The sequence below is a fragment of the Pseudalkalibacillus sp. Hm43 genome (assembly GCF_054170705.1).
The window spans coordinates 2,354,146-2,380,035 of record NZ_CM135129.1; the positions used below are offsets into that span (position 1 = coordinate 2,354,146).

Below are 25,890 nucleotides of genomic sequence, written 5' to 3' on the forward strand. Positions count from 1 at the left end.
TTGTATCACTCCTAATCAATCAATTCACGTCCAAAATATTGTACTTAATTGTATCTCCATAAAGCGAGACAGATACTTGCTCGCCTTTTTTCCGTAGTAATAACTCTTTGCCTAACAGAGAATCGACAGAAAGATATCTCATCGTCGGGGAGGCTTCCACTGGATGGACCAGCATGTAGGTTTCAGCTTCCTCTAAGTAGGAATCGAACAACGTGACTTTCGATCCGATCGTAATGACTCCCTTTCGGCTTCCTTCTTGTAAAGGCTGTGCAGCATACAACAATCGTTCGAGGTCCTGTATCCGTTGATCATAGAACCTGTTTTCTCCCTCAGACTGCTGAGGGTCAACTTCCGGTGCAGTCTTTCTACTTTCATAAACTTCAATCAAATCCGTAGCTAACTTCTTGATGCCTTCACACGTGAGCTGGGTTACTTGTTCACTCATACTCATCCTCCTATTAATAGGTTGCTTGTGTTGACACCAAGAGGTATGTAAACAGTATTCTCTAAGAGTACACCGTTATCCTACTTTAACTTCTTTTTGTTATTTCACCGATTTGGAACGTGTTGTTCCACTCTTTTACGACTGCTGTACTTTTTTTGGAGAAAGTTCTTCTAATGATATTTTCAAAGTCTGACTGACTTTTTGGATCATATCTTCATCTGGCATGCGATTCCCTCGTTCAATCTCACCGAGAATCGATACAGATATGTTCATTTCCCCTGCGAGCCCTTCTTGGGTGAAACCTTTCAGTTTTCGAAAAGCCCGAATTCGCCTTCCCCATTGTTCCGCTTCCATACGTATACTCCTTTTTTGTCCAATCTTTCTTCGATGACCTTCTCAAAGTTTTCATCCGTATGTGGAAATTGCAAATCAGGTTGAAGCTCATAAAGGGGAATCATGACAAATCCTCTTTCGAGCATTCTAGGATGTGGTATTTTTAGGTCTTCTGATAGTATATTCTCTTGATTATACAACAAAATGTCAAGGTCTATCGTGCGTGGACCCCAGTGTACCTCACGTGTACGGTCGAGCTTCTTTTCGATCTTCAATAAAAGATCCAACAACTCATGAGGTGGGATTTCCGTCTCGATCTTCGCCACCATATTCAAAAAAACATCTTGATCGGTATAACCGACGGGTTCTGTTTCATATATGGAGGATACTTTCACGACATTCGTCTGATCGAGAGAATCAATTTCCTTCAAAGCACTTCGCAAAAAACCGGAACGGTCTCCAATGTTGGACCCTAATGCAATGAAAACATCCTTCATGTACGAGACCTCTTGATTTCAATGGCTACTGCATCATAGTGTCCTGGGATTGGTGGATCCGGTTTGATGACCTTCACTGTACACGCCTCGACGATCGGGAATTTTTTGAGTAAGGCTTGGGCGATGTCTTCTGCAATCGTCTCTACGAGCTTCTTCGGTTTCCCTTCGACGATTTCTTTTGTAAGTTCATAAGCTTGACCGTAATGGACAGTGCTCTCGATGTCATCGGATTTCGACGCTTCGGTCAAATCACATTCTAAGATCAAGTCGACATTGAAGCGTTGCCCCAATTTGTTTTCCTCAGGGTATACACCGTGATAACCATAAAATTTCATATTATCGATATAAATTTTATCCATGTTGCACAGCTCCCTTCTTCATTAGCATGGCATCCATCATCATGGCCATGCGTTTGTTTTCAAGCACATCGTGTACACGAACGAGCTGACATCCTTTTTGTATGCCTAGACAAGTTGTTGCGCCTGTCCCCTCCATCCGTTGATCCGCCTCGGTCTGGAGAACTTTCCCGATAAAGGATTTCCGCGAAGTTCCGAGTGTGACGGGATAGCCGAGTTTCGTCAGCACCTCCAGGTTCGCCATCACTTCAAGGTTATCTTCATACGTTTTTGCAAAACCAATTCCCGGATCGAGGATGATGTTCTCGTCTTTCACGCCAGCTTCTTTTACAAGATCAATGCTTTCCCTTAGACCTTTTGCAATGTCCGACATGAGATGGTCATAACGATTTTCGTCCTGGTTATGCATCAAGATGATCGGCACTTGATAATCTGCTGCAACTTCAGCCATTTTCGTATCCGCTTTAGCTCCCCAAACATCATTGATGATGTCGGCACCTGCTTCTATAGCCTGTTTGGCTACTTCTGCTTTATACGTATCAATTGATATAGGTACATCCACCGCGGCCCGAACCGCCTTGATGATCGGAACGACCCTTTCAATCTCTTCTTCAAGGGAGACCTTTTCCGCTCCTGGGCGAGTCGACTCTCCACCGATGTCGATAATATCTGCACCGGCGACTACCATTTCTTCAGCATGCTGTACGGCGCGATCAATGGAGTTGAAGTTACCGCCATCTGAGAAAGAATCGGGTGTGACATTGAGGATTCCCATGATCCAAGTGCGCTCGTTCAGATCTAATGATTGGTCTCGGAGGTTGATTACCCATGGATGTTGCATCCGTTCTAGTCCATCCAACAGTTCTTTGAGTTCTCTACCAACAAGGGTGACTTCATCCGATTCATGTCGAAGCAGGTCTTCTACAGCTAACTGCATTCCGTATGAATGACCAAGCAACAAGGCATGGGTCGTCTCCGCATCCATTTCTTCAGCGCCTTCGGATATGATGGAATCCAGACCTTTCTGAAGCATCGTTTGTTTCACCAACCAAGCGACTTTCAACGAAAGATCTTCTAATCGTACGACCGTTTTACTCGCAATTAACCGATTTCTTCTATCCCGATCGATCCTTGCTCCAACAGACATAAGCTCATTCATAGCATCCGTTTCAGTGCGCGGGTGGATAATGATAGGGTTGTATCTCATTTTGTAAAATCCTTTCTATGGTCTCCTCGACCAGCGTCTTTCTCGATCCTGTTGATAGTAGCGGAACAGTTCTGTCGTCACTTCTCCTGTATCACCAGGAAAAGAAGTATCATCTATCGTTCGAACGGCGGTGATTTCTTGAACAGAGTTCGTCAAGAAGCATTCGTCTGCATTGAGAAGATCTTTTTGTGTATACCGTCCTTCTTTCACCGGAATACCTAGTTTCTCACAAAGCGACATCACATATTGCCTTGTGATCCCATTCAATATACCAGTATCAAGCGAAGGGGTATGAACGATCTTTTCTTTTACCCAAAAAAGGTTAGAAGTGATGCCTTCCGCTACAAAACCATCGGCTGTCATAAAAATGCCTTCCGTACTTGGATCGTTGATTTCCTGCTTCGCGATCAAGTTATTCATGAAATGATGGGATTTCCATCGCTCATGCCCCTCAGGACTGCTTCTTTTGACAGATAGAATACGGGCTTTTTTCTGCTGTAGCTCCACTCCTGCTTGCGGTAAAGAGCTTCCATAGATCAGTACGGTCGGTTTTGTAAAATGAAGCGTCCTTAATGCAGCTTCTCCTTCACCCGCCGAGAGGTTGATACGGATACTCGCATTTTTCCATTGGTTCCGTTCAAGCAGCTGATGGATGATTTCCAACACATCGTTTTTCTCGAACGTATAGTCAATGTTGAGGTCCTGCAGAGCCTTGTTGATTCTGTCCAAGTGATCGTCCAACAGAAAGGGATGGCCGTGATAGATGCGGAGTGTTTCAAAAAAGCCTATACCGTACAAGTACCCATAATCAAATGGAGAAATCCTTGCCTCGCTATCTTCTACAATTTCGCCATTCAGGTAGATGTACATACCAATTCACGTCCATATTCTGCAATAAAATTGCGGAGAAGCTGTTTACCGTTCTCTGTCATGATGGATTCAGGGTGGAATTGCACACCTTCAATCGCCAGGGTTTTGTGGCGGATCGCCATGATTTCTCCCTCTTCCGTTTCAGCAGATATGTCGAAACAGTCTGGCAGAGTGCCACGATCGACAATGAGCGAGTGATAACGAGTCGCTAACATGTCAGGCATCATCCCTTGGAAAATCGTTCTACCATCATGCAGTATTGGTGATGTTTTACCGTGCATCAGTCTCTCTGCACGTACGACCTCTCCTCCAAACACTTGTGCAATGGATTGATGCCCTAAGCAGACTCCGAATATCGGGATTTTCCCAGCAAAATAGCGTATCGCTTCCAGGCTGATCCCCGCTTCATCAGGACTGCACGGTCCTGGCGATATCATCAAATAACTTGGGTCAAGCTGTTCAATTTCTTCAATGGTGATTTCGTCATTCCGTTTGACGATCAGTTCCTCACCCAGCTCTCCAAGGTATTGAACCAAATTGTATGTGAAAGAATCGTAATTATCGATCATCACAATCATTTTCTACACCCTCTTCGTTGTTGCTTGTTCACTTAGTTCTTTTGCATGCCAGAGCGCTTTCGCTTTCTTCAAGCTTTCCTTGAATTCAGCTTTCGGGTCCGAATCGATGACGATTCCGGCGCCAGCTTGGACATGTGCTTTCCCATCCTTACAGATCATTGTCCGAATCGCAATATTCAACTCAGCATCACCATCAAATCCAATCCATCCGATTGAACCAGTATAGATGCCCCGTCGAACCGGTTCGAGTTCTTCAATGATTTCCATCGTCCGGATTTTCGGTGCACCGGTAATTGTTCCACCTGGGAAGGTAGCCCGGATTAAATCCATCGTACTTCGCTCTGGCGCGAGTTCACCTTGTACATTGGAGACGATGTGCATGACGTGCGAATATTTTTCGATGACCATGAACTCATTCACTTCAACGGTTCCATACTGACACACACGACCTAGATCGTTTCGCTCCAGGTCAACGAGCATGACATGTTCTGCACGTTCTTTTTCATTTTCTATGAGCGTTTTAGCCAATGCTTCATCCTCTGCAGGGGTCTTGCCGCGTGACCTTGTCCCAGCGATCGGTCGTGTACTTACGTGATTTCCTTGTTTCTTTACAAGGAGCTCAGGTGAGCCATTGACAAGTTGGAATGCAGGGGTTTCCATATAACCCATATAAGGTGACGGATTGAACTGCCTTAATTGTTCATAGATGCTGAACGGTTCAGAGTTCAATCGCTGTGTTTGGCGAACAGATAGATTCACTTGGAACACATCACCACTGCGGATATAGTCCTGCACTTGGTGTACGGCCGATTTGAACGCTTCTTCATCGATGGAGTATTCCATCGTTTCAGGCTGCATGTTTCCTGTATGGCTAACGTCACTTTGATTTTCACGTTCCTCAAACCATTGTTGCTGCATATCATTTAACTTCTGAGCGGCTTGACTTTGAGCCTCTTCGCTGACGTGTGTAACAAAGGTCAGTTTTTCTGTTTTTTTATCCAACACGATAAAGTCCTCGAAAATCATGAAGTATACATCCGGCATGTCCATATCGTCGATTGCTTGAACGGGAAGCCGTTCGATTTGTCGGGCAATATCATAACTGATGTAGCCGATTGCGCCACCTTTAAAATCAGGTAGTTCTGTTTCTTCATGAGCTCCTTCATCGATGATGTAGGACTGAAGATATTGCTCTGTCAAAGCAAGCAAGTCTCCATGTCTGGTCTCAATATGACCTGTTGCTGAAACACGGATTTCAAGACGGTCGTCTTTTCCAATCAACATAGCGCTTGGCGATACACCGATGATATGGAAACGGCCACCTCTCCCGCTTTCGAGCAGGACGTGATGAGGATGTCCATCTTTAAAAGCTGTATATCGCTCAAACCAATTTTGTAGGTTAGCGTTAACGGTTTTTGAAAACCGGAGTCTTTTGAACTGTTGCATTGAAGTCCTCTCCTGACGTTCATTTTCCTCTTTCATTGTACATGAACAGTACAGGGATGACACGTAAAAACAGCCTCCATTTATTTACATTGATAATGTATGAAGATATTTATTTCTTTGGATCTTTTCTTACGGATGATTGCTAATGGCTAAAGAAGCAACTTGTGCAATTTGATTGAAGAGCAAGGTGCGAGACTCCAGCGGGATCAGCGGGACAGGTGAGACCATTCACTTTTTAAAAGGATCTACGACTAAGACCCACCACGTCCTGTGGTGAACGTCGAAGCCAGCACATCCTGTGCAAGTGAGTGGGCTCACCGCACGCCCCGCGGAAAGCGAGCACCTGGAGCGGAAATCAACTACTTTTAAAGAAAACTTGGCGAGACCAAGCCTTTAATAGGTCGAGTCTTAGTTGCCCTTATACTGAAGAAAGTATTTTATACTTTCTTCAAGTGCAAGAGCAACAAAGCTTGCGAAAACAGGAAAAAAAGCCGACCGTCTGGTCAGCTCTTTATGATCTGCTATGATTATTCTTGTTCAAATTGATAGAGTGGTGTACTTAAGTAGCGTTCACCGTTACTTGGTATGATTGCGAGGACTTTCTTCCCTTTACCAAGCTTTTTTGCGACCTTCAATGCCGCCGCTATGGCTGCACCTGAGGAGATTCCACCTAATAGACCTTCTTCTCTAGCTGCTCGGCGAGCATATTCAAACGATTCATCTGTCGTGATCGTAAGGACTTCATCGTAAATCGACGTATTCAATATCGACGGCACGAAGCCTGCACCGATCCCTTGAATCTTATGCGGTCCTGGTTTGCCGCCTGATAGTACAGGTGAATCCTGCGGCTCCACTGCATACAGCTGAATGGAAGGGTAGTGTTTTTTCAACACTTCACCTGCACCGGTGATCGTTCCGCCTGTTCCAATCCCGGAAATGAAGGCATCTAGCTGATCACCCATCTGCTCAACGATTTCCTTACCGGTCGTATCTCTATGGATGGTAGGATTCGCTTCGTTTCTGAACTGTTGCGGCATGAAGTAACCGTGTTCCTCTGCCAGTTCTTCCGCCTTCGCAATTGCTCCCTTCATTCCTTCTGGGCCGGGAGTAAGTACGAGTTCTGCACCGTAGGCACGAAGGAGGTTACGACGTTCCATACTCATCGTATCAGGCATGACGAGGATCGTTCTATAGCCTTTTGCTGCAGCTACCATCGCAAGCCCGATCCCAGTATTTCCACTCGTCGGCTCGATGATGGTGTCACCTTCTTTCAGCTTTCCTTCTTTTTCAGCTGCTTCTACCATCGCAAAAGCGATACGGTCTTTGACACTGCTACCTGGGTTCATGAATTCAAGCTTCAGATATACATCTGCATCTTCATTGCCCGTCAAACGGTTCAATTTTACAATTGGCGTCTGTCCGATCAAATCTACAATTGAATTTCCCACTCTCACACCATTCACTCCCCAATTCTTAGTATTTTCATAGGAATACTGTATCCAATCATAGCATTATCAGAATCTTTATTCAATTATTGAGAACCGTATTCCCACTCGACCTTTAATTCATCCCAAAGTTGTTTCGGATCGAAGTTTGCATCAAGTTGCTGGATCGCGAGTTGACGTCGAATCTGTCCTTTCACTTCTTCGAACTCATACTTGCTTCCCTTTTTCACATCATGGAGATATACGATTCCATATCCTGCTTCTGTTTGGATCGGACCTCTCCATTTACCGGTTTCCATATCTTCTATGATCTCGAGGTATGCTGGGTCGACATAATTACTTGTTGTGTCCACCCACCCCATGGCACCTCCGCTAGGAGCTGAAAATTCATCAATGGAACGTTCTCTTGCGAGCGTTGAGAAGGATGAACCGTTCTCGAGTTCTTGAATGACTTGTTCCGCTTCCTCTTTCGATTCCACTAGAATTTGAGAAATCTGATAGAGAGGCTTCAGGTCATAAAGATGCTCATTCTCTTTATAATATTTACGCAATTCATCCTCGTTGATGACGACATCTTTCGTAATTAATTCTTCAAGTAAGATTGCGTGTTTAATTTCCTCTTTCAGTTCTTTATCACCCATTTGTTCAACGTCTGGGTGTTCATGCCCATCTGCACTTGTACCCACCATTCGGTGATACAGCTCAATCTCTCTATTCAATTCTTCATCCGATACGGTGATGTCATGCTTCGTTGCAAGCTGTGATACAACTTCCTTATTGATCATTTGCGTAAGCACTTCTTTTCCGTATCGCTCTTTCAAACGTTCAACCCAATCCCCTTCAGATATGGATTGTTCCCCAACCTGCGCCACATTCCCTGAGAATGAAGAAAGGACAGAGCCTTTGTCTCCACCCGTTGTTTCTTCATCAGCTGACATGAAATATACGACTGTGCCGATATTCGTCACCAACAGAAATGCCGCAATGATGATGAGCCACTTTGACTTCATTCACTTTTCTCCTTACGCGCTTCATCTAAGAAGGATTCGAGATCCTCTTTCGTGTAATGATACTCCTCGTTGCAGAAATGACATTTTGCGTCCGCTTTTCCATCTTCCTGAATCATATCCGTAATTTCATCTTCCCCAAGGCTGATGATGGCATCGGCAAACCGCTCTCTTGAGCAGGTGCATTTGAATGCAACTGGAGATGTCGATAAGATCTTCACATTTTCTTCTCCTAATACATTGTAGAGAAGTTGTTCTGGCGTATGGCCTGCTTCGATCATTTTGGAAACAGGATCTAAATTCTCTAGACGCTTCTCAATGAACGTAATCATCTCATCTTGCGCTCCTGGCATGACCTGGATGACGAAACCGCCTGAAGCAAGGACGGTATTATCAGGGTTGACCAGCACACCGACTGCGACAGCCGATGGAATCTGTTCAGATGATACGAAGTAATACGTAAAGTCTTCTCCTAATTCCCCTGAAACGAGAGGAACTTGTCCAGTGAATTTGTCCCGCATACCGAGATCTTTGACGACGGATAGATGTCCATTCTTTCCGACAGCTCGAGCAACATCAAGCTTTCCTTTCGCATTCAAGTCGAAATGGACAAGCGGGTTGGAAACATAGCCACGGGTTTCCCCTTGGACGTTCGCATCGACGATGATCGGTCCGAGCGGTCCATCCCCTTCAATCTTGACGGTCAATTTATTGCTTTCACCTTTCAGCATGGACGCCATCATGGTAGAAGCCGTCATTGCTCGGCCTAGTGCTGCAGACGCAGTCGGCAATGTGCCTTGACGACGCTGTGCTTCTCGAATCATTTCGGTTGTATCGACAGCAAAAGCTCGGATGTTTCCATTGAAAGCTAATGCTTTGACTAAGTAATCTGACATGGTGAAACTCCCTTTCTTAATGTAAATCTGTGTTTTTATGATAGATGAGTTGAAGACCTTTCAACGTGAGGAATGGATCTACGACATCGATGATGGCAGATTCGTCCCCAATCAGGTGAGCTAACCCACCAGTGGCGATGACCGTCGGGTTTTGACCGGATTGGTCCTTCATTCGTTGGACAATTCCTTCCACCTGACCTACATATCCGTAAAAGATTCCTGCTTGCATCGCACTTACCGTATTTTTCCCGACGACATGATCCGGTCTCATGATCTCGATTCGAGGTAGCTTGGCTGCATTCGTATAGAGCGCTTCAGTCGAAATGCCGATACCAGGGGAGATCGCTCCTCCGAGGTAATTATTTTGTTCATCTATATAACAATATGTCGTTGCTGTTCCAAAATCGACAATGATCAACGGACTTTTATACTCATGTAAAGCTGCTACTGCATTAACGATACGATCTGCCCCCACTTCGCGCGGGTTTTCTGTTTTGATATTCAAACCTGTCTTGATTCCAGGTCCAATTACGAGTGGTTTCAAGTTGAAGTATTTCTCACACATCTTCTCAAGCGGGAACATGAGTGGCGGTACAACCGATGAAAGGATGATCCCATCGATATCTTTGAACGCCAATCCAACATGTGTCAACAGATTGGAAATGAACATCCCGTATTCATCTTCTGACTTCTTTTTACTTGTACCAACTCTCCAGTGGTATTTCAATTCATCCCCTTCATATACACCGAGGACGATATTCGTATTTCCAACATCCATTACTAAAATCATTCTATTCCCCACTATCTATACCATTTTCTTTAGTTATAACACAAACAACCCATGAAAACACGTGTAAGAAAAGGATGCCCGTGATGGACATCCTTTATCATATAAGCTTTATTCGTTTTTATTGTCGTCTGAATCGTTTGTTTCATTCGACTCTTCAGTAGTATCTTCTTCCTTCTTATTGATGTTCACTTTCACATCATCTTCAGAAGAAGTTTCTTTTTTCTTTTCAGGAGCTTTATATCCTTCAGGCATTTTACCTGTTTCATATAGAGATTTGATTTGCTCGCTATCCAGTGTTTCCACTTCTTTCAGCGTCTCAGCAATCAAGTTCAGCTGCTCCTGGTTCTGAACAAGAACTTCTTTACAGTGGTTGTATGCTTCCATGATGATCTTCTGAACTTCAAGGTCGATCTCATGAGCAATGGCATCACTGTAATTCTGTTCGTTCTGAATGTCTCTACCGAGAAAGACGTTTCCTCCTTGGCCTTGACCAAACTGCATCGGTCCAAGCTTTTCACTCATACCGAATTCCGTAACCATGCGGCGGGCGATACCAGTCGCACGTTGGAAGTCGTTACTTGCTCCAGTACTGGATTCACCGAATGTGATTTCCTCGGCAACCCGACCACCAAGCAATCCTGTGATCTTATCGATCAGTTCAGGCTTCGTCATGAAGTAACGGTCTTCCTTAGGCAATGTGACCGCATATCCACCGGCTTGACCGCGTGGTACGATCGTAACCTTATGAACAATTTCTGCATTATCCAGAGCAAGACCGATGATCGTATGTCCAGCTTCATGGTATGCAACAATGTTCTTTTCTTTATCAGAAATGACACGGCTCTTCTTGGCAGGACCTGCAATGACACGGTCCGTTGCTTCGTCGATGTCTTCCATGTCTACTTTTTTCTTATTTTGACGGGCAGCAACAAGCGCTGCTTCGTTCAATAAGTTCTCCAGATCTGCGCCTGAGAATCCTGGAGTTCTCATGGCAATGGTCTTCAGGTCGACCTCTTCAGCAAGAGGTTTGTTTCGAGCATGTACTTTAAGTACCGCTTCACGACCTTTGACATCTGGACGTCCGACAGGAATTTGACGGTCAAAACGACCAGGACGCAATAATGCTGGGTCCAAGATATCCGGTCGGTTCGTTGCTGCAACGATAATGATACCTTCGTTCGCACTGAATCCGTCCATTTCAACGAGTAATTGGTTCAATGTCTGTTCACGCTCATCGTGACCGCCGCCAAGTCCTGCGCCACGCTGACGACCAACGGCATCAATCTCATCAATGAAGATGATACATGGTGCGTTTTTCTTCGCGTTTTCGAACAAGTCACGAACACGTGATGCACCGACACCGACAAACATTTCAACGAAGTCGGAACCACTGATAGAGAAGAATGGTACTCCCGCTTCTCCGGCAACCGCTCTTGCAAGCAAGGTTTTACCTGTACCTGGAGGTCCTACAAGCAGGACACCTTTCGGAATACGCGCTCCGAGGGAAGCGAACTTACGAGGATCCTTCAAGAATTCGACGACCTCAACAAGTTCTTGCTTTTCTTCATCAGCACCCGCAACGTCTTTAAAGGTGACTTTTTTCTTTTCTTCACTATAAAGCTTGGCTTTACTCTTACCGAAATTCATGACACGGCTTCCGCCGCCTTGTGCCTGGTTAAGTAAGAAGAAGAATAAGATAAAGATGATGACAAACGGAATGATCGAGGTAAAGAATGTTACCCAGCCGCTCGTACCTTCTGCTTCTTTCACATCAACTTCAACAGGTTGCTCTGCTTGCTCAGCTAATGTAAGGACTTCCTCTGTCAATGCTGGTGGAATATTCGTGTTAAAGTATTGTTCATCCTCATAGTTCGTAAGCTGTCCTTGGATGACGAACACCTGGTTCTTCGGTTGCATTGAAAGGGATCTTACTTCACCATCTTGAAGTTTTGTTTTGAATTGATCATATCTTAATTGTTCAACGTCGTTGTTGTTGCCGTTGAAAAAGCTGACAATCCCTACAACGACAAGGAATATTAATAGATAGAATATTGTATTTCTAAAGATGCGATTCATCCCTTACCTCCTCTCGCATACAAACAAATCATTAATTATAGTATCACATGTGTTCATTTATTCACAACAATTTGACTTTACTGGTTTTGGTAAATCTCTGGCTTCAAAACACCAATGAATGGAAGATTACGATAGCGCTCTGCAAAGTCCAGTCCATACCCGACTACGAATGCATCCGGTACGATGAAACCGGCTGTGTCAGGCTTAAGATCAACCTTACGCCCGGATGGCTTATCCAGAAGTGTGACGATCTTGATAGATTTCGCTTTACGATGCTTGAAGATTTCAATCAGATAGTTCAAAGTCAGGCCGCTGTCGATGATATCTTCTACTATCAATACGTCACGACCCTCTAATGAAGTGTTCAAATCCTTCACGATTTTCACTTCACCAGATGACACTGTTGAATTTCCGTAACTCGATACATCCATGAAATCCAATTCAACATGAATGTCCATCCGTTTTACAAGATCCGCCATGAAAGGTAGTGCCCCTTTCAATACACCGATGACAAGCGGAAAACGATCTTTGTACTCTTCGGATAGTTGTTCAGCAAGCTCGTGGACCTTTTCTTGAATCTCTTCTTCAGAGATCAAGATCTCTTCCATATCGTTTCTCATAAGTATGTATTCCTCCTAGACCTCATGCCTTGTATTTTCAAAAGATAAAAACATCCAATCCATATCATCTCCTGAAACAGGCGGGAGTTCCGCATGCTTCAAGCCTGGAATCCAAATGATTTTCCCTGTCGAATCGGTGACGATGGGCCAGACGTTCCGTAAGTGCTTCGGAACTTTCTCATCAATGAAGATATCCTTCACTTTTCTAGAGCCATTGACCCCGACAGGACGGATTCGATCTCCATCTTCCCTCGTCCGGACGATGAGCGGCAACTGCACTTGCGTGGATGCAAACACGAGATAATCTTTCCCTTTTTTATCGGTTTTCATTCCGGTTAAACGGTGATAACTCAAGTTTCCCATTGGTAATGGATAAGTTTCGCCAGAATGTATTGGATAACGATAAGGGGAGCCTGTCTCATCGGTTTCGAAGGTGAAAGTACACTTCTCATAGGACCGTCGGACAATCAATCCATCTGGGAGATGGAGGGTTCCTGACGGGTAATCAGACATGATCAGCTGCAGACAATCCTTGATATGATTGGACATAATATTCTCTTGGCTTGTTGGATAAAGATAGTTTAATATTAGATGAATCCCTCTCCTTTGTAAAGGAATTGCCACCTTCAGAAAGGGCACGATCGACAATGTCAATTGATTGTCACACTTTTCCACAATAACATTCTCGAGCGCTTCCTCTGCCTGTTGTTCCAAATATGCCTCATCTTCCAATATAGATTCACTTAAGGATTGAAATTTCTCATGGACATTCCGATTTTCTTCTTTCAAAAAAGGTAACACGTGCTTCCTGAACCTGTTCCGTGTATATTTCGGATCTGTGTTGCTCGGATCCATACGATAAGGGATTGCATTGTTCTCACAATAAAGAAGGATCTCTTGTTTCGTTACATTGAGTAAAGGTCGGATGATTTTCCCTGTCGAGAATGGTCTCATAAAAGGGATTCCTGAAAGTCCTGTGAGGCTTGTCCCTCTCACCATATTCATCAACATCGTTTCCACTTGATCATCTCCATGGTGGGCTAAAGCAAGGTAATCGGCTTCATGTTGGACCATCATGTCGGATAAAAACTGATACCTTACCTTTCGAGCAGCCTGTTGAGGAGACTCTCCTGTTTCTTCTATATATAAAGGAAGGTTTTTTTCAGAATGTTCAATTTCAATGGCATGCTGGTTACAATATTGAATGACAAAGCGTGCGTCCTCAGCAGATTCTTCCCCCCTGAACATATGATCCATATGTGCAACGACGATCTTCAAGTCCAGTTTGTCACGTTTCCCCATTAAATAATGAAGCAGCGCCATAGAATCCGGTCCACCCGAGACACCTACGACCACTTTGCTTCCTTTGTTCAATAGTCTATTTCGTTGGATAAATTCGTCGATTGCTTGCTGCATGAAGATCCTCACCATCAATTCAGTCTATTGATGAAATTATAACATGTTCATCCGATTTACATCGTCTGGCCCATCAAATAGACGACATAGAAAACCAATAGAAACAAGAAGATCAGCACCGTTTCGGTCATATGTCGGCGTTTTTTCATTTTCTTCCGTTTATACCTGCCATTTTGGTTCATTGGCGGGGTGACGGAAGGACTGGTCTTTTGGATAGGACGAGACGCAGAGGTGGTTTTTGCAGATGATTTAGCAGAATAATGTTTCAATAAATCCTCTCTCATCTGTTCTGCGGATGAATACTGACCATGCAAGGCTTTGTACAGAATCGCTCGATATTTCTTCAGCCACCTGTTCTGATCTATCGCCTTCTGCAGTTGGTTCCATCCACCCTCTTTCTTATCGAATCGTTTCGGATACGCATAGTTGATGATGATCATCCCGACTGCGAACAAGTCATAGCTAGGCTCAGCCTTCCTTGAACCCATACCCCAATATCCCCGGTCGAAAAACTCCGTATATTCTTTGATGGCCCTGCCGATCATAGTCGTTCCTCCGACATCCAACCAACGTATTTTCGGAGGCGGTCCTGAGATGAGCAGGTTGTCCGGTTTCAAATCGCCGAAAACCCATCCCGAGGCATGAAGGTCGGTCAGATCCCGAAGCAACTGCAACATAAGGATTCCGAACCATTCTTCCTTCCGCTGCCGCATGAAAACAAATAACGACTCGCCTTGTACATATTCCATCACATAGAACGGGAGTGCTCCCTTCAAGGTCACCCAATCATCCATTTCGATAAAAGAAGGTCCAAGTGTTTTCCCCTGGACCTTCGATAGATGTTTGAGGACATTGACCTCAGAGGTAATCGAAAGTGTGTCATGACTGACCTTTACAGCTACTTTGGAACGATTTCCTCTTGCTAGGTAAACCGTGCCCGTAGCACCTGAGCCCAATTCGCGAAGAATTGTATATTGGTTTCGGTTCCACTTTCCAACAATGAGATCACCAGGGGTCAGTTTAACTTCCGGATTCTTCGATGTATTCATCATACTCACCTAGGAGTCTACGCTTCGAACCTCTTTCTGGGAACAGCTCAAGCGCTTCCTGTAAGGCAGGACCGGTCGGTGTAATGCCACCAGTCGATATTTTTTTGAATACTTTTCCGATCGTATCCAATTGTGGTGTCCAATCCATCAACCGTTCAATGGATTGCTTTTTACCAGGGAACGCATAGATGGCAAATTGATTCTTACCCGTTCTCGAATTGAGTGAGATGGAAAGATCCAACAATGATTCTTGGACAGTCGGGAGCTTGTCATCCATACTTGCTGAAATATCGACGAGAATCAATACTTCAAGATTGACCGTTTCACCGATTTCATCCACGACTTCCATCACTTCACCGCGTTTATCGGGTGGTAGATCTTCCATTTGTTTTTCATCGCCTAAGATGTGGGTCAATTCTTTGTTGATCATCCCGTGGATCGTTTGAGTCATTGCCTTTTGGGTGACCATTTTCACGGTTTGGGCCAGCTGGTTCGCGTAAACGATTTGACTGACACCCCCACCGCTCATCGCGATATCTTCTACTTCTTTCAGTCCATGTTCACCATACGCTTCGTTCTGGGATAAGATTCCGATTACGTTGATGGCAATCCCTTTTTCCCTCGCCAATGCGGCGATGGCTACCGGGTCTTCACCATGATTCGAGCATCCATCTGTAATCAACAGGATTTGTTTTAATGTGCCTTTACTCATGCAAAAATCCCCTCTCTCAAATTGTTATTACCATGATGGTCAAGGCCGAGGGGATTTATACTAGAATCAAGGACTCTAGTTCATACGTATTCATTTTTCGAAAAGCCTCTATCTTCAAGCTCGCTTCCTTTCGTTTTTGTTTTGATACGGGATGGTAGACCACTTCGGAATGTTCCGGTTGATCTTCGTTACGACCACCGTCATATCATCCTCAATTTGTCCCCGATCCGTTCGGATGACTTCTTCAAGTAAGAGGTCGGCTATGATTTGCGGGTCGTCCGAGTGAATCTCCCGAATTTTTCGCTTGATCCAAGCTTCCTTATTTTCAACATTCTTCGGTCCTTCGAAGATTCCGTCACTCATCATGATGAGGAAATCCCCTGCTTTCAGTTGATCACTCACAACTTCAACATCAAATTCTTCTATGATTCCCATTGGTAGATTACTTGCCTCGATCATCCTCACGTGGTCAGCTCTTTTTACAAAACTAGGACTCGATCCGATTTTCAAAAACCGTACCGTCGCATCCTGCAAATCAATCATAGCGAGGTCCAGTGTCGAAAAGATCTCGTCTGTCGTCCGTAACGAGAGGATGGAGTTGACTGATTTGATGGCAGTCGTCTCATCGATCCCGGATTGGAGAATCTGTTGAAGCAGCTTCAATGTTTCATTGCTTTCCAGATGAGCTCGTTCACCATTCCCCATTCCATCACTGATGGCCACGGCATGTTTACCAGCACCGAGTTCAATCGTCGAGTGACAGTCTCCCGAAACCCAGGCACCACCTTTTGCCGCACTGGCCACACCTGTTTCAATGACGTAGCTTTGGGAAGATCGGAAGACGACGTGACAAAATCCATTCGGATAAGCGGCACATTCCTCCTGTTTGACGGCGATCGTCTCATCCAATATATCGGACAGTAACGGAGCAATGACTTTTTCTGCTTCCCCCCGTCCATTGCAATACGGAATACTCATCTCTATATCAATGCTACCTTTTTCAAGGCTATAGATTTCAATGTTCCCTATTTCCAGACCGATATCATCCAACGCTTCCTTCACTTGCTCTTCTTGGATCTGATGGTTTTCCCTTTCCCGTTGGATTTCTTTCGCAAAATTGTCCATTACTTGAGATACGCCTTGCAGCTGTTCTGCAACTAGCCTTCTGCTTTCTTTCACTTGTTGCTTCAGCTTGATGTTGGCATGATATTGACCGAGTTCATACTGGATCGTATCGATCACTTTCTTGGAACGTACGCAATGCCGTTCCCAATCTTTCTGTAGTGCCCGATCTTTCAAGGATCCATTTGGTGATGTCTCAGTCATGATCTTCGCCATGTAATCATAGGTTTCATCGAAGTTATTCACCCAGCAATGCCGTTTCTTGAAGCAATTATTACAAGTCTTCTCCGTTACATTACTGAGGAACATGTCGAGCTCCCGCTTCCCCTCTTCTTCCATCATGGTCGTCGCACTTGTGTTGGAAAAGCTGTTCGATAAGGCCTGGAACAAGTGAGAGAATTGCTCGACCCGGTTGGCAGTTACGTCTCGAACCTTGCGTAAGTATTGCTGCTGTTCTTGTGTATATTCTTTCGTCCCCGGTATGTAGCGGGATAGTTTCGAGATCGCTTTGTTCGGTGTGAGCAAGAATAGACCGACAGCGGCGCACGATTCAAGCAGACTATTAATCAGTAATCCGGACTCGTTTCCATATAGACCAATCAATAAAGTCCCGATGAACAAGCCGACACTCACACCCAGTTTTTTCCCCTCTTTTAATAAACCTCCTAATAAACCTGAAAATGCGAGCAAACTCATTTGATAGAGACTCGCTATATTGGCAAGTCCCAAAATCAGGCCTGTAACGACACCGACCGTAGCGCCGATGGCTGTACCCCCGACGAAGGCGAAGATCAGGACTAAATAGCGGGACAGAATATGCTCAAGCGACAGATCATACACATGCCAGCCGATCGTTCCCGTCATGACCGAAGCTAGCAAGATGATGAAACAGACGATTTCTTCATTCTTTAGAGAATGCTGGATCTTTTTAAGGGAAAGCAATGGAATGCTTTGTAAAAAAATCAATGTCAGGATGCTACTCAACCCTGCTTCAATCGACACCATCAACATTGTACCGGTCGTAATCGGCTCGGATGCGAAGGTGTGCAAACTCATCCTCGTAATGAAGCTGGCAGCGAGAACAGTGACCGGTAATAGTTTCAGGTTCTGTTTTACTAGATTCGTAAGGATGGAATAAAGGACGAAGAAGACAGCCAGACCGACCGCTACATATAGTCCCGTCTGTTCAAATGTCGTCAGTGCTCCAGCCAGGAGGGCAATCGCCGCCACCCCAGCTCTTTCCTTTTTTAAAAATAGAACAGTTCCGAAGAACGGAATCGCAAATGGGGATAATTCAGAAAGAATGAGTGCACGGCCGAGTAAAAAGCCTGTACAAAACAATAATAGACTCCAGTGGAGGAGAATACGCTTCACCCGTAGACTCGTTTCTTTCATATGAGAGGATATATTATTCTTCAACCTTTCTACCAGTACGAACTTCCGCAACACCTGGTTGCTTTCCGATCCTACCTTTTGCATCATTCCCCGCACCACCTGTTAATAGATTTGTGTTGTCTATTTAATCACAGTCTACTTTCATTTTTTGTCAAATGGTCAGTCGAGCGGAAAAAAACTTCTCGACGGGTTACGAGGCTCGACGCCATTATGATTCAATTTTCAGAATTTTCTACAGTATAGGTTTTTCTCTTTTTTCTCATGGGCTTCTAAGGGATTACAGTTTTGGAGTGTAATTTGGTTAACTCGAAAATATTGGCGAAGGAAGGATGAGTAAGGAGAAAGGTTTTACCATTCTACAAGGATAGATGGGCATGTCGACGGATTTCAGTTGACCATCGGGGGTAGATTTGAGCTTCGTTACACGTTTATAGATCAGTTTCCGGTTATTTCCCATAAAAACTCGTGTATTTCCAATAAATATAGAAATTTATAGATCAGTTTTGCGATTTTCCCATAAAAATCAGAAATTATAGATCAAATCACGTTTTTTGGGTACAAAAAAACTGCCCTTTGTCAGGACAGTTGTCTTTTATGTGCAAATGGTGACCCCTACGGGATTCGAACCCGTGTTACCGCCGTGAAAGGGCGGTGTCTTAACCACTTGACCAAGGGGCCTAATCTATTAGTTATTTATTTTTAACATCAGATAAAAATGGTAGCGGCGGAGGGGATCGAACCCCCGACCTCACGGGTATGAACCGTACGCTCTAGCCAGCTGAGCTACACCGCCAAATAGATATGTTTTAAAGACACAACAAGAATAATACAAGATAATCGAGATCTCGTCAATAGGTTTTTTGCGATTAAATGATCTTTTCATTACGACTGAAGCATGAGTTCGTATTAAAGCACCCTTTCCAGTCATCTCAATAAGAAAAGACTGACAAATTTGTCAGTCTTTGAATGATTGCTTGCATATTCCGATTAATGAGCTTATTTTTACTACAATCGGTAAGCAGCAGATTCCATTACCCTCGACGTGCACCGCGTCCTCCACGTTTCGATTCGGTTTGCCTCTTCAAGGTAGATAAACGTTCATCACTATCTTTCAAGAAACGATTCAACTTATCTTCGAATGACACGAATTCATTATTCTGTCTTCTAGGTTTTCCTCCCTTACCACGAGGGCGGTCTGGTCTGCGATTCGGTTTTGGTGGCTGATCTTTCGCTTTCTTGATGGAAAGCCCGATCTTGCCGTCATTATCAACGTTAATGACTTTTACCTCAACTTCATCCCCGACAGAAAGGTGTTCGTTAATGTCCTTGACGTAGTTATCGGCAACCTCACTAATGTGGACTAAACCGGTGATACCATCTGGCAGCTCGACAAATGCTCCAAAATGGGTAATACCTGATACTTTTCCCTTCAATTTGCTGCCTACTTCAATTGTCATTGTAAAAATTGCTCCTCCTTAAAGTTTGAAAAAATTAAATTCACTTTATTATACATGCCCGTAAAATCAAGGTCAACGCGACTCCTCTTTGTTCTTAGGGAGTTTGAAAATCGTCTCACCTGGTTTGGACATATTATAATCTCTTCGAGCGACCTCACCAATATAATCAGGGTCTTGTAGTTTATTCACTTCTTCGCTTAATTGTGCTTTTTCTTTTTTCACATCTTCCAAGTTTTGTTCTACTTTCTGTTGCTCTTCTTTCTTCTCAGCAATGACAGTTGCTTGAGAGGTAAGTGTGGAAATCATGACGGCAAACATGATAACAACCAGAACACCGAAAACGACAAGACGTCGATAAAGTCCCTTCTTCCTACGCCGGGCACGATCTTGCTTTTTTCTTTCTTGATCCATGATGTTTTCGTTTAAGGCTGTTATTTTGTCATTTCGTTGAACCATCCTGAACCCCCTTTACCTTCTAAGTTTTCCAATCCAGTCTTTCACTTTATTCGTTGGCTTCTTCAAAAATCCTGCTTTCTCTTTTAGTTTTGTTAACATTTTTACTTGAATCGGTTTCAACCATCGATTGTAGATGAATAGACCGATTTTTCTAAGAGGAAAGAGAAGAATGCCAGAAATGAAGAGAAGGATGGATAATAGAAGTCTACCTATCATTTTACTCAAGGTAAGAAGGAGTTTCAATATGACTTTTACAGGTTGTATAAGAAGTGCTGAAATGATGTTGCGGATCATTCTCGCGATGCCGATTACCACCTTGATGATGAACTCCAATAACTTTCTGTAGGCTTTTTGCAATAAACTTTGGTATCCAGCGAAACCGCATAATAAGGCCAGGAATATGATGATCCTCACTTCTCCATGATTGACTTGTAACAATACATAGAATATGAGGAGAGCTTGTAAAATCCAGAAGACAATGTCATTGATGAACCTCAACCAATTCCACTTTCGATCTCGGGGTTGAAAGCGATGGTACGTATCGAGAGCAGCTCCAATCCAGATACCGCTCCCGACCATTGCTAAAATCGTGTAGAGTTGCACATTCAAACTCATTTGAACAGCTTGCTAAAAAATCCTTTAGCTTTATCCCCTTGTTGCTGATCGAGATAAACGAGATCGTACACTTTCCCTTCGATTGAGACGAGTCCTTGTTCCAAATTCAAGTTTTTCATTTTCAAATTATAGCCGCGGATTGCCAGAAAGCCCATTGAGGTTTCAAGCAAGAATTCTTCGTTATCAAAGCTTTCCACTTGTTTGACTCCGGTGATATCGAGCGCTTTACGACCTCTCATCTTCACATCATGATCCGGTGCCGTTGTGGGTTTATTGTAATTGGAACCATTGTAATCGTAATATTGATCCATGGTAGCTCCCCCCCAAACATAGTTTGTACCAATGTATGAAGGCAAGCGTGGGAATAGAACAAGCTCTCTGCTATACGATACCTAACTCATTAAGTTTTCGTACATAAACAGCCGCAGATGCTGCTAAGTCCAGATGATGGTCTAAAGGGTCTTTGTTTAGATATTTACAATCTACTAAGCCAGTCGCTCCATCAATAAAATCTTGCTCTGTGTCCAATAATTTCAAGCTGTTATTCTTACAATACTTTCTCAAAATCTGATTGTATTGTTGGGTTAGTTCTGTCCGTTGTTTTTGGGTTGCACTTATGCCTTTTCTAAGATTTGCAACATCGCCCCAACTCTGATGGTCTTTAATAGTTGGGGGTGGAGGTGTTGCAACAACGATATGTTGAAAGCCTAATGATTGTATGCTTTTTAAAAATGAAAAATAATTCGTCAGAGTTTCATTTAATTGACTGGAGACGGATAAATTGTATTTTTGAGCTCGATACCATATTACAAAGCCACAATCTACTTCTCCTAACATGAATAATAATGTCCTATTGCGGGGGAGTGGGTGGATTGAGAGATTAAAGGTTTGAAGGGCATTCGTTTTTGAGTTAGGATTCACCATCCCTAATGCTGTGGCCCCGCCTACATGACATATGGAAATGTTCGTCTTTTTTAGAAATTGATGATCTTTAATATATTGAAAGACCAAGACATGACTGTCACCAAAACAACTCAGATCCATATGAATCGCTTCCTTTACAAACAATTACCAATAAAATATGATTCAGCACGTTCGATTATGTGAGTGACAGGAACAAACTAAAAAAGATCGACCGACAGCTGTCCATCCTATCGTGCTGCTCCATTCTAGTAGAATGACGCGTAGACAGGTGACATTTCTGCCAGTCAATCTTTCTGTTATAGTACTAACCCCGATTTAATAAATTCTCTATGATGAAAGTACAGCTTATCCAATCATTATGCGTCGTCGTTTATACGTTGCTCGCTAACGATCGAATACATGGACGCTGCGTCTTCCTTTTTCGTTGTCTCTTTTAAGTCTTCCACTTTTACCGTAACGATCTTCTGTCCGAACCGGATTTGTAGTTCATCTCCCGGTTGGATGGTAGAGGACGCCTTCCCAGCGTTCCCGTTAATCAAGATTCTCCCTTGATCCGAAATTTCTTTCGCAACTGTACGTCGTTTGATCAAGCGAGAAACTTTCAGAAACTTATCAAGACGCATATTTTACTTTACTGCGTCTTTCAGCTTGTTTCCTGCACGGAAAGCAGGAACTGTAGATGCTGGGATATCGATCGTTTCACCAGTTTGTGGGTTACGTCCTGTACGGCTAGAGCGCTCACGAGTTTCGAATGTACCAAATCCGACGAATTGTACTTTGTCGCCATCCTTAAGAGCATCTGTAATTTCAGTCAATAGGCTGTTCACGACTGTTTCAACGTCTTTCTTCGTCATGCCCGCTTTTTCAGAAATATTGTTGACTAGATCATTTTTGTTCATTGTATGTACCTCCTAGTATTCTTCCTTGTTTGATAGACAAATTCGCGTCAAACCACGCTTCTCTGTCCATTCCAAAGAATAAAGTTCTCTATTCTTCGAGAGATTCCTTCTTTTTAGACATATTTTTTGCCTGTTCCCACAAAATGTCCATGTCTTCCAAAGTGACTTCCTCAAAAGAGACACCCTTCTTCTTAAGCGTTTCCTCGATATAACGGAACCGATCATAAAACTTCCGATTGGTCCTGTTGAGAGCGAGTTCAGGGTCTATCCCATAATAACGGCATAGGTTCACAAGTGCAAATAGGCAGTCTCCCAGTTCACTTTCCATCTCCTGCTGATCTTCTGTCTCAACCGCTTGGTGGAATTCATTCAATTCTTCTTTGATCTTTTCAATGATCGGTTCAACTTCGTCCCAGTCAAATCCGACCTTGGCAGCTTTTTTCTGTAGTTTCTCTGCACGGATCAATGCAGGATATTGATCTGTCCCATCCAAAATGGAAGTCCTATCCTGTCCGCCTTTTTCCTTCTTCTTGATTTCATCCCACGTTTCTTTGACTTCCTCAGCTGTTTCAAGTGAGTCATCACCAAATACATGCGGATGACGACGGATCATTTTTTCCGTCAGAGCCTGAATGACATCCTCAATGGTAAAATAACCATCATCCTCACCGATTTGTGCATGAAGCATGATTTGAAGGAGCACATCCCCCAGCTCATCGGTCAAATGATCATCATCCTGTTCATCAATGGCCTCAATGACTTCGTAGGCCTCTTCAAGTAAATATCGGCGTAAACTCTCATGAGTCTGTTTTTTATCCCACGGACATCCTTCCGGTCCTCTGAGCGTCTGGATTACATGACGTAATTGCGTGAATTCCCTGCTTAATTTACTCGTATCCCGAATCGGTTCTACATAAAGAGCAGTGAGGTTATGCAACTCGACATGACGATCCAGTTCGTAAAGCGGTACAGATACAATCGTTTCTTCACTTGAACCAGCAGCTGTGACGACATGTACCGGATGATCATCTGGATAGCGCTCCATCAGAATCAATTTTACATGGGAAGCGATGAATGCATCATATACTTGTCCAATGATGATATGCTGTTGCACATTCATTTGGTCTCGAGTAAGGCTTGTACCATCCAGTAGTTGAAATCCATCGATCGGATCGATTCGTAACGCCTGGAACATGGCATCCAGGAAGCTTTGTCCACCTCTGAATTCTACTTCCGTGTTGTGCTTTTCCTGCCCTTCGATCAAAAGCTGGACGGTCTGTTCGGCTACAAAAGGGTGACCTGGAACGACGTATACGATTGATTTATCTTCCGCTTCCACCCATAACCGCTCCACGATTTCATGGTACACACTTTCGAACGCATTTTCCTGTACATAGAGATCATCGAAGCTCTCGAATTTGATTCCTTCTGCTTCCAGCTCTTTCACGACCGGATGCTCTTTCGTCCGTAAAAAAAGATGCTCCGATTGTTTGATTCGTTTATAGACGCCATACGGGATCTGATCCAAATCGCCTGATCCTAATCCGATGACCGTAATTGTATTTCCCATGTTAACCGCTCCTTTCTCTGTAAAACCATTTGATCAAGTACTTTCCTTTCGGCAGCATTTCCAGCTCTTCATATTTCCAAACCCTCTGATTCATAAGGGCGATCAAATAAATGAGCGCTCCGAACACAGCGCTTGTCAACGCGACTAAACCTGCGACAAAGCGATCTTCAACAGGATGGAACATGAGCCACAATTCTTTCCATAAGAACGTCCCGACAGCCATCAGGAGAAGTGAAAAGACAACCTTCAGACTGTAAAAGCGTTGCATCTGGAAGACGTTCGTCAATCGTTGGACCATGAAAAGATTACAACAAGCTACAAATGCTGTGCTTATCACGGTTGTGATGGCCGCACCTGAAATACCCCATTTTGGAATCAGCCAAAGGTTCAAGATGGCTTTGATCACCAACGCAATCATGATGAACAAAACAGGATATCCGATCTTTCCGAGTCCTTGTAAAATCGCTGATGAAGTGATCGCAATGGAACCGAACAAAATTGCAGCAGCGAGTATACCGAGCGCAATCGAACCCTTCGTGTCCTCATACAAAAAGACGTTTGTCGGAGAGATGATGATAGCAAGCCCGACCGCTGCTGCTCCTCCTATGATAAAACTGAACTTCAATGTTTGACCTGTCAGGTTGATGATCTTTTCCTGATCTCTTTCTCGGTTCGATTTTGCAATATACGGGATGAGTGGTAATGCCATAGAAGTCGCTAAGACCGTCCCTAATTGCAGAAGGGGTTGTCCACGATCAAAGACTCCTTTACTCACCTTGGCATCAAGAAGAGCGACACCCACCTTTTCCAGGCCCGGCACAACTTGGAGGGCATCCACCAATTGGAACAAGGCAAACATGACCGCCGTAATACAGATCGCGAATCCCCCTCTTATAACGGATACCATCAAAGGAACTGTTCGTTTACGAGAAAGTACGCTCAATGGACCGATTGCAGTTGCTTTCTTTTTCACATATAGGAGCAAAACAACAATGGAGGCCATACTTCCGATCAAGCCACCAAATACAGCAGCACTTCCGACTGTGTAGTGATCCACTCCGTGGGAGACGAGCCAAATCGTCAGGATCAATATGAGGCTCACTCGGAAGAATTGTTCCACGACTTGCGAAATCGCTGTTGGGGTCATCTCTTTCTTTCCCTGGAAAAATCCCCTTATAACCGACAGAACCGGTACGAACAAAAAGGAATAAGAGGCGACCCGAAGCGGCTTCACCAGTAACGGATCGTTCATGGCACCCGCGATAGCAGGAGCCGATAAATATAACAATAAGAAAATCAGACCGAAGAAGCTGCTCAATCCAATCAAGATTGTAGTCAGCGTCTCTTTTGTATGCTGTAATTCATTTTCTGACAATACCTTAGAGATGATAAGCGGAAATCCATAAAGGCTTAACGCAAACGCAATAGCGTAGAATGGGTATACTTGTTGGTACACGTAAAGTCCTAGATCTCCGGCGATGTTCTGGTAGGGGATACGGTAAAATGCGCTCAGTATCTTCACAAGGAGTGCTGCACCAGATACAACGAGCGTCCCTTTCCAGAACGACTTATGCAATTCCGTTTGGTTGAACATCAAGCCACCGCCTATTTCGATAAAGAAAACTCGGCAAGCCAATAAGGCTTCCTTAAGAAGTACAATAATAGCCCCATTATATCATGAGAAAAGGTGAACCTGATAAGGGGTGAAC

General features: G+C 43.9%; 27 protein-coding genes and 2 tRNA genes. All 29 read right to left on the minus strand.

The window, feature by feature from the left end:
* Positions 1-19: 19 nt before the first annotated feature.
* Positions 20-445 carry a GreA/GreB family elongation factor gene (locus ACXQIQ_RS12585; RefSeq protein ID WP_439302406.1) on the minus strand — a complete coding sequence of 142 codons (426 nt, stop codon included), beginning with the start codon at positions 443-445 and terminating at the stop codon, positions 20-22.
* A gap of 135 nt (positions 446-580) precedes the next feature.
* Positions 581-799, minus strand: a complete 219-nt coding sequence (locus tag ACXQIQ_RS12590) for a helix-turn-helix domain-containing protein (RefSeq protein ID WP_439302407.1) — start codon at positions 797-799, stop codon at positions 581-583.
* Positions 751-1,275 (minus strand): 2-amino-4-hydroxy-6-hydroxymethyldihydropteridine diphosphokinase, encoded by a 525-nt coding sequence (gene folK / locus ACXQIQ_RS12595; protein ID WP_439302408.1) that lies wholly within the window; start codon positions 1,273-1,275, stop codon positions 751-753. The genes ACXQIQ_RS12590 and folK overlap by 49 nt, the downstream gene beginning before the upstream one ends.
* Positions 1,272-1,634, minus strand: a complete 363-nt coding sequence (gene folB / locus ACXQIQ_RS12600; protein WP_439302409.1) for a dihydroneopterin aldolase — start codon at positions 1,632-1,634, stop codon at positions 1,272-1,274. Before folB ends, folK begins: the two co-directional genes overlap by 4 nt.
* On the minus strand, positions 1,627-2,472 hold the full coding sequence (folP, locus tag ACXQIQ_RS12605; protein ID WP_439302452.1) for a dihydropteroate synthase: 846 nt from the start codon (positions 2,470-2,472) through the stop codon (positions 1,627-1,629). The genes folB and folP overlap by 8 nt, the downstream gene beginning before the upstream one ends.
* Before the next feature lie 381 nt (positions 2,473-2,853).
* Positions 2,854-3,708 (minus strand): aminodeoxychorismate lyase, encoded by an 855-nt coding sequence (pabC, locus tag ACXQIQ_RS12610; RefSeq protein WP_439302410.1) that lies wholly within the window; start codon positions 3,706-3,708, stop codon positions 2,854-2,856.
* Positions 3,693-4,286 carry an aminodeoxychorismate/anthranilate synthase component II gene (gene pabA / locus ACXQIQ_RS12615; RefSeq protein WP_439302411.1) on the minus strand — a complete coding sequence of 198 codons (594 nt, stop codon included), beginning with the start codon at positions 4,284-4,286 and terminating at the stop codon, positions 3,693-3,695. Before pabA ends, pabC begins: the two co-directional genes overlap by 16 nt.
* A gap of 3 nt (positions 4,287-4,289) precedes the next feature.
* Positions 4,290-5,732 (minus strand): aminodeoxychorismate synthase, component I, encoded by a 1,443-nt coding sequence (gene pabB, locus ACXQIQ_RS12620; RefSeq protein WP_439302412.1) that lies wholly within the window; start codon positions 5,730-5,732, stop codon positions 4,290-4,292.
* A gap of 527 nt (positions 5,733-6,259) precedes the next feature.
* A complete protein-coding gene (gene cysK, locus ACXQIQ_RS12625; RefSeq protein ID WP_226552598.1) occupies positions 6,260-7,186 on the minus strand; it encodes a cysteine synthase A in 927 nt (308 codons plus the stop codon).
* Between the two features lie 77 nt (positions 7,187-7,263).
* Entirely contained in the window at positions 7,264-8,187 is a 924-nt protein-coding gene (locus ACXQIQ_RS12630) for a peptidyl-prolyl cis-trans isomerase (RefSeq protein ID WP_439302413.1), read from the minus strand.
* On the minus strand, positions 8,184-9,080 hold the full coding sequence (hslO, locus tag ACXQIQ_RS12635; RefSeq protein ID WP_439302414.1) for an Hsp33 family molecular chaperone HslO: 897 nt from the start codon (positions 9,078-9,080) through the stop codon (positions 8,184-8,186). The genes ACXQIQ_RS12630 and hslO overlap by 4 nt, the downstream gene beginning before the upstream one ends.
* 16 nt (positions 9,081-9,096) lie before the next feature.
* Positions 9,097-9,870, minus strand: coding sequence for a type III pantothenate kinase (locus ACXQIQ_RS12640; protein WP_439302415.1), 774 nt, complete (start codon positions 9,868-9,870; stop codon positions 9,097-9,099).
* Between the two features lie 108 nt (positions 9,871-9,978).
* Complete coding sequence (gene ftsH, locus ACXQIQ_RS12645; protein WP_439302416.1) at positions 9,979-11,946, minus strand: ATP-dependent zinc metalloprotease FtsH; 1,968 nt, start codon at positions 11,944-11,946, stop codon at positions 9,979-9,981.
* 77 nt (positions 11,947-12,023) lie between these two features.
* The gene (hpt, locus tag ACXQIQ_RS12650) at positions 12,024-12,566 is read right to left on the minus strand and encodes a hypoxanthine phosphoribosyltransferase (protein ID WP_226552608.1); all 543 of its coding nucleotides are present in this window, start codon (positions 12,564-12,566) and stop codon (positions 12,024-12,026) included.
* Positions 12,567-12,581: 15 nt separating this feature from the next.
* Positions 12,582-13,982 carry a tRNA lysidine(34) synthetase TilS gene (gene tilS / locus ACXQIQ_RS12655; protein WP_439302417.1) on the minus strand — a complete coding sequence of 467 codons (1,401 nt, stop codon included), beginning with the start codon at positions 13,980-13,982 and terminating at the stop codon, positions 12,582-12,584.
* Between the two features lie 56 nt (positions 13,983-14,038).
* Positions 14,039-15,031, minus strand: coding sequence for a serine/threonine protein kinase (locus ACXQIQ_RS12660; RefSeq protein ID WP_439302418.1), 993 nt, complete (start codon positions 15,029-15,031; stop codon positions 14,039-14,041).
* A complete protein-coding gene (locus ACXQIQ_RS12665) occupies positions 15,003-15,743 on the minus strand; it encodes a vWA domain-containing protein (RefSeq protein ID WP_439302419.1) in 741 nt (246 codons plus the stop codon). Before ACXQIQ_RS12665 ends, ACXQIQ_RS12660 begins: the two co-directional genes overlap by 29 nt.
* Before the next feature lie 114 nt (positions 15,744-15,857).
* Entirely contained in the window at positions 15,858-18,344 is a 2,487-nt protein-coding gene (spoIIE, locus tag ACXQIQ_RS12670) for a stage II sporulation protein E (RefSeq protein WP_439302453.1), read from the minus strand.
* Positions 18,345-18,863: 519 nt separating this feature from the next.
* Positions 18,864-18,938, minus strand: a tRNA-Glu gene (locus ACXQIQ_RS12675).
* A gap of 38 nt (positions 18,939-18,976) precedes the next feature.
* Positions 18,977-19,053: transfer RNA gene (locus ACXQIQ_RS12680), tRNA-Met, on the minus strand.
* A 238-nt stretch (positions 19,054-19,291) separates the two neighbouring features.
* Complete coding sequence (locus ACXQIQ_RS12685) at positions 19,292-19,717, minus strand: S1 domain-containing RNA-binding protein (protein ID WP_439302420.1); 426 nt, start codon at positions 19,715-19,717, stop codon at positions 19,292-19,294.
* Between the two features lie 72 nt (positions 19,718-19,789).
* Entirely contained in the window at positions 19,790-20,173 is a 384-nt protein-coding gene (locus tag ACXQIQ_RS12690) for an FtsB family cell division protein (RefSeq protein WP_226552621.1), read from the minus strand.
* A gap of 12 nt (positions 20,174-20,185) precedes the next feature.
* Positions 20,186-20,788, minus strand: a complete 603-nt coding sequence (gene yabQ, locus ACXQIQ_RS12695) for a spore cortex biosynthesis protein YabQ (protein WP_439302421.1) — start codon at positions 20,786-20,788, stop codon at positions 20,186-20,188.
* The gene (gene yabP / locus ACXQIQ_RS12700) at positions 20,785-21,099 is read right to left on the minus strand and encodes a sporulation protein YabP (RefSeq protein WP_226552625.1); all 315 of its coding nucleotides are present in this window, start codon (positions 21,097-21,099) and stop codon (positions 20,785-20,787) included. Before yabP ends, yabQ begins: the two co-directional genes overlap by 4 nt.
* A 70-nt stretch (positions 21,100-21,169) precedes the next feature.
* Entirely contained in the window at positions 21,170-21,832 is a 663-nt protein-coding gene (locus ACXQIQ_RS12705; RefSeq protein WP_439302422.1) for an SGNH/GDSL hydrolase family protein, read from the minus strand.
* Positions 21,833-22,068: 236 nt separating this feature from the next.
* Positions 22,069-22,335 carry an RNA-binding S4 domain-containing protein gene (locus tag ACXQIQ_RS12710; RefSeq protein ID WP_439302423.1) on the minus strand — a complete coding sequence of 89 codons (267 nt, stop codon included), beginning with the start codon at positions 22,333-22,335 and terminating at the stop codon, positions 22,069-22,071.
* A 3-nt stretch (positions 22,336-22,338) separates the two neighbouring features.
* Positions 22,339-22,611, minus strand: coding sequence for an HU family DNA-binding protein (locus tag ACXQIQ_RS12715; RefSeq protein ID WP_226552629.1), 273 nt, complete (start codon positions 22,609-22,611; stop codon positions 22,339-22,341).
* Positions 22,612-22,699: 88 nt separating this feature from the next.
* Positions 22,700-24,181 carry a bifunctional methyltransferase/pyrophosphohydrolase YabN gene (yabN, locus tag ACXQIQ_RS12720; protein WP_439302424.1) on the minus strand — a complete coding sequence of 494 codons (1,482 nt, stop codon included), beginning with the start codon at positions 24,179-24,181 and terminating at the stop codon, positions 22,700-22,702.
* 1 nt (position 24,182) lies between these two features.
* Positions 24,183-25,775 (minus strand): putative polysaccharide biosynthesis protein, encoded by a 1,593-nt coding sequence (locus tag ACXQIQ_RS12725; RefSeq protein ID WP_439302425.1) that lies wholly within the window; start codon positions 25,773-25,775, stop codon positions 24,183-24,185.
* Positions 25,776-25,890 lie beyond the last annotated feature (115 nt).

Bases quoted from the DNA above. Each gene is read 5' to 3' on its own strand.
- ACXQIQ_RS12585 (WP_439302406.1), bottom strand. From the start codon at position 445: ATGAGTGAACAAGTAACCCAGCTCACGTGTGAAGGCATCAAGAAGTTA.
- ACXQIQ_RS12590 (WP_439302407.1), bottom strand. From the start codon at position 799: ATGGAAGCGGAACAATGGGGAAGGCGAATTCGGGCTTTTCGAAAACTG.
- folK (WP_439302408.1), bottom strand. From the start codon at position 1,275: ATGAAGGATGTTTTCATTGCATTAGGGTCCAACATTGGAGACCGTTCC.
- folB (WP_439302409.1), bottom strand. From the start codon at position 1,634: ATGGATAAAATTTATATCGATAATATGAAATTTTATGGTTATCACGGT.
- folP (WP_439302452.1), bottom strand. From the start codon at position 2,472: ATGCAACATCCATGGGTAATCAACCTCCGAGACCAATCATTAGATCTG.
- pabC (WP_439302410.1), bottom strand. From the start codon at position 3,708: ATGTACATCTACCTGAATGGCGAAATTGTAGAAGATAGCGAGGCAAGG.
- pabA (WP_439302411.1), bottom strand. From the start codon at position 4,286: ATGATTGTGATGATCGATAATTACGATTCTTTCACATACAATTTGGTT.
- pabB (WP_439302412.1), bottom strand. From the start codon at position 5,732: ATGCAACAGTTCAAAAGACTCCGGTTTTCAAAAACCGTTAACGCTAAC.
- ACXQIQ_RS12630 (WP_439302413.1), bottom strand. From the start codon at position 8,187: ATGAAGTCAAAGTGGCTCATCATCATTGCGGCATTTCTGTTGGTGACG.
- hslO (WP_439302414.1), bottom strand. From the start codon at position 9,080: ATGTCAGATTACTTAGTCAAAGCATTAGCTTTCAATGGAAACATCCGA.
- ACXQIQ_RS12640 (WP_439302415.1), bottom strand. From the start codon at position 9,870: ATGATTTTAGTAATGGATGTTGGAAATACGAATATCGTCCTCGGTGTA.
- ftsH (WP_439302416.1), bottom strand. From the start codon at position 11,946: ATGAATCGCATCTTTAGAAATACAATATTCTATCTATTAATATTCCTT.
- hpt (WP_226552608.1), bottom strand. From the start codon at position 12,566: ATGAGAAACGATATGGAAGAGATCTTGATCTCTGAAGAAGAGATTCAA.
- tilS (WP_439302417.1), bottom strand. From the start codon at position 13,982: ATGCAGCAAGCAATCGACGAATTTATCCAACGAAATAGACTATTGAAC.
- ACXQIQ_RS12660 (WP_439302418.1), bottom strand. From the start codon at position 15,031: ATGAATACATCGAAGAATCCGGAAGTTAAACTGACCCCTGGTGATCTC.
- ACXQIQ_RS12665 (WP_439302419.1), bottom strand. From the start codon at position 15,743: ATGAGTAAAGGCACATTAAAACAAATCCTGTTGATTACAGATGGATGC.
- spoIIE (WP_439302453.1), bottom strand. From the start codon at position 18,344: ATGCAAAAGGTAGGATCGGAAAGCAACCAGGTGTTGCGGAAGTTCGTA.
- ACXQIQ_RS12685 (WP_439302420.1), bottom strand. From the start codon at position 19,717: ATGACAATTGAAGTAGGCAGCAAATTGAAGGGAAAAGTATCAGGTATT.
- ACXQIQ_RS12690 (WP_226552621.1), bottom strand. From the start codon at position 20,173: ATGGTTCAACGAAATGACAAAATAACAGCCTTAAACGAAAACATCATG.
- yabQ (WP_439302421.1), bottom strand. From the start codon at position 20,788: ATGAGTTTGAATGTGCAACTCTACACGATTTTAGCAATGGTCGGGAGC.
- yabP (WP_226552625.1), bottom strand. From the start codon at position 21,099: ATGGATCAATATTACGATTACAATGGTTCCAATTACAATAAACCCACA.
- ACXQIQ_RS12705 (WP_439302422.1), bottom strand. From the start codon at position 21,832: ATGGATCTGAGTTGTTTTGGTGACAGTCATGTCTTGGTCTTTCAATAT.
- ACXQIQ_RS12710 (WP_439302423.1), bottom strand. From the start codon at position 22,335: ATGCGTCTTGATAAGTTTCTGAAAGTTTCTCGCTTGATCAAACGACGT.
- ACXQIQ_RS12715 (WP_226552629.1), bottom strand. From the start codon at position 22,611: ATGAACAAAAATGATCTAGTCAACAATATTTCTGAAAAAGCGGGCATG.
- yabN (WP_439302424.1), bottom strand. From the start codon at position 24,181: ATGGGAAATACAATTACGGTCATCGGATTAGGATCAGGCGATTTGGAT.
- ACXQIQ_RS12725 (WP_439302425.1), bottom strand. From the start codon at position 25,775: ATGTTCAACCAAACGGAATTGCATAAGTCGTTCTGGAAAGGGACGCTC.